Source organism: Dactylosporangium sp. NPDC051485 (genome assembly GCF_040682015.1).
GTDB lineage: Bacteria > Actinomycetota > Actinomycetes > Mycobacteriales > Micromonosporaceae > Dactylosporangium.
Genome location: NZ_JBFAZW010000242.1, coordinates 1 through 2,786, shown reverse-complemented (window position 1 = coordinate 2,786; position 2,786 = coordinate 1). Strand labels below are relative to the sequence as shown.

The following is a 2,786-nucleotide window of genomic DNA, read 5'->3' as shown; positions in this document are numbered from 1 at the left end:
GCGCCCCGGGGTGTGGGTGGGGGCCGGGGGGGGCGGGGCGGGGCTGGGCGCGGGGGCGGCGCGGGGGGGGGGGCCGCCGCGCGCGCGCGCGCCGCGCCCCGCGACGGCGGCGGCGGAGACGGGGGCACCGGTGCAGGGGGACGGGTCGCCCACGGCCGGGAGGGCGGCGAAGGCGAGGGCGGCGCCGGTCAGCACCAGCGTGGCCGTCGCCAGCCGGACGGACCGGATCATGCGCCCCGCTCCGCCTCGATGGCGGCGTCGGTCGCCGCCCGGTGGGCCTCCTCGGAGTACTGCCGGTTCAGGTCGCCCCGGTGGATGTCGTTGCTGACCTGCTGCTGGTACGTGTGCCCCTGCAACGACTGGGCGTTGCGCGCCGCGTTCTCGGTGCGCTGCATGGCCGCGTCGACGTCGTGCTGGTCCACCGAGCCGGGGTGCATCGCGTCGCGGTAGATGAGGCCGGCGTCGTGCATCGAGGAGTTGACGTTGTTGAGCACGGCCGCGGTGTCACCCGTCGGGAAAGGCCCCGCGGCCACGGTCTCGGTGCCACCCGTCGGGAACGGCCCGGCGGCCGCCGTCGCGGTGGTGGTGTAGGGGCTGCCGGCCGCGGCGGTGTCGCCGTGGCCCGAGCCGAAGGGCCCCACGGTGTACACCGCGTCCGCCACGCCGTCGCCGTTGCGGTCCACCAGGACCAGGCCGCTCCCGTGCTCGTCGGAGAAGACCGCCACGTCGGCCACGCCGTCGTGATTGTGGTCCACCAGCATGACGTCGGCGACCCCGTCGTGGTTCGTGTCCGTGTACTGCACGTCGAAGTGCCCGTCGCCGTGCACATCGACGAACTGGGTGTCGACGACGTGGTCGCCGTCGAGGTCCCCCCACGCGGTGTGACTGTCCATCCCTCGGCCTCCATGGTCGCAGTGCGCCTACGGAATGCTGACGGACCACGGCCGGGGATTGTTACACCCGAAAATGCGGCGCGGGGCGGACCGGACCCGGCCCGCCCCGCTGGTGCGCGTGAGGTCAGTCGCGCGTCTCCTCGTCGTCGTCCTCGTCGTCGAACTGGTGCCCGGCCGGCAGGAGCTCGCCGGCCACCGGCTCGGACTCGTGGAATTCGGCCTCGACCTGCGGCTGGCCGACCCACAGGGCGCGCATCTGCTGCTGCATGAACGTGGTGAGCCGGGCCCGGTACTCGTGGTCGAAGCGCTCCAGCGACTCGATCTGCGCCTGCAGCGCCGCCCGCTTCGAGGTCAGGCCGCCGACCACGTCCTCGTAGATCTGCTCGGCCCGCTGCTTGATGCTGTGCGCGTTCTCCTGCGCGTCGCGCACGATGTCCTCGGCCCGCGCCTGCGCCTCGCCCATCATCTCGCCGGCGTTGCGCTCGGTGTCGACCGCGAACGCCTCGGCGTCCCGGGCGATCTTCTCGGCCGTCATGCGGGCCCGGTTGAGCAGCTTCTCGGCCTCCTCCCGCAGGGCCCCGGCCTGGGCCTGCGCCTCGGAGACGATCTGGCCGGCGGCGGCGTGCGCCTCGGCCCGGATCTGCTCGGCCTCGCGCCGGGCCGTCTCGATGTGCTCCTCGGCGGTGCGCTGGGCCATGGTGAGGACCATGAGCGCCTTCGCCTGCTCGTTGCCGCCGCTGCCGTCGTGCCGCGGCGCCGGAATCTCCGGCGCGTGCTGGGCGGCCGCGGCGCCCATCATGCGATCGTCGTACTGCCGCATCCCGTTCGGCGTCGTCATGCCCTGTGCCCTCCTCGAAGACGTATCCCGCAGACCGGCCGGACTCGTCCCCGCCATAAAGCCGCCCGCCCCGACCCGGAATGCCCCGCGCACGGTACCCGACGAACGCCAACATCGGGACCTCCGTGTCAGCTGTTGATCGCAAACCAAAGTGGATCTTAAGGATTCGTGACCGTGTGCAGTCCCGCTGTCACTCCGACCGGTGGCGCCCCGCACCTCGGCCGCGCCGGTTTCGCCACGGTTACGCAGGTGGTGGCCCACGTCCCGGACGCGCCTGGGCGATCCCCGCGCCGTGGTCGCGCCGGTCCGGTGCCGCCGGGTTGTAGCGCTCGCCTTGGGCGTCCGCGGCGTCGTCGCGCTCGGGCCGGCAGTCTGGCTCGCCGGTCGGGTGCCGTCGGGCTCTAGCGCTCGCCTGGGCGCCCGCGGGCCGGTAGGTGGTCGCGCCGGTCCGGCTCGCCCCGGGGTTTTAGCGCTCGCCTCGGGTGCCCGCGGTGTCGTAGCGGTCGGGGCGGCAGGTGGTCGCGCCGGTCCGGCTCGCCGCGGGTGCTTTAGCGCTCGCCTCGGGTGCCCGCGGCGTCGTAGCGCTCGGGCCGGCAGCCGGCCAGCGCGGCGGCGGGGGCGCCGTCGACGACCTCGGTGGCGACGAGGTCCCCGATCACCGGGGCGAGGGTCACCCCGGAGTGCATGACGGCGGCGTAGAGGCCGGGCAGGCCCGCGACCGGCCCGACGATCGGCGCCCGGTCGGCCGGCATCGGCCGGAGCCCGACGTGCACCGCGTCGGGCCCGTCCGGCGTGCCGCGAAACGCCGCCGCGACCGCCCGCGCGGCCCGGTGGCCGGCCTCCTGAGGCCCGTCCGGGCACCCGGCCGCGGCCAGCAGCCCGCCGCCGTCGCGCTCGCGCACCTCGAAGCCGGGCGCGGCGAAGACCGTGCGCACGAGCCCGCGCGGCGCCGGGATGCGCACCAGCACGGCGGGCGAGGCGGCCACGGGAAGGTCGCACAGCCCGGCCACCCCGGTCCCGGCCGCGGCGACGACCGCGTCCGCGCCGATCGGGCC

4 protein-coding genes are annotated in these 2,786 nt (G+C 75.6%); all 4 read right to left on the bottom strand.

Going from position 1 to position 2,786, the window contains the following annotated elements; translation table 11 throughout:
* A partial coding sequence (locus tag AB0M46_RS51225; protein ID WP_363349038.1) for a hypothetical protein occupies positions 1–231 on the bottom strand: 231 nt, incomplete at its 3' end.
* Positions 228–893, bottom strand: coding sequence for a hypothetical protein (locus AB0M46_RS51220; protein WP_363349036.1), 666 nt, complete (start codon positions 891–893; stop codon positions 228–230). The genes AB0M46_RS51220 and AB0M46_RS51225, both read right to left, overlap by 4 nt.
* Positions 894–1,017: 124 nt before the next feature.
* Positions 1,018–1,731: a hypothetical protein gene (locus AB0M46_RS51215; protein ID WP_363349034.1), complete on the bottom strand. Its 714-nt coding sequence runs from the start codon at positions 1,729–1,731 to the stop codon at positions 1,018–1,020.
* 548 nt (positions 1,732–2,279) lie between these two features.
* Positions 2,280–2,786, bottom strand: a 507-nt coding sequence (locus AB0M46_RS51210) for an FAD-dependent oxidoreductase (protein WP_363349032.1), incomplete at its 5' end; no start/stop codon positions are given.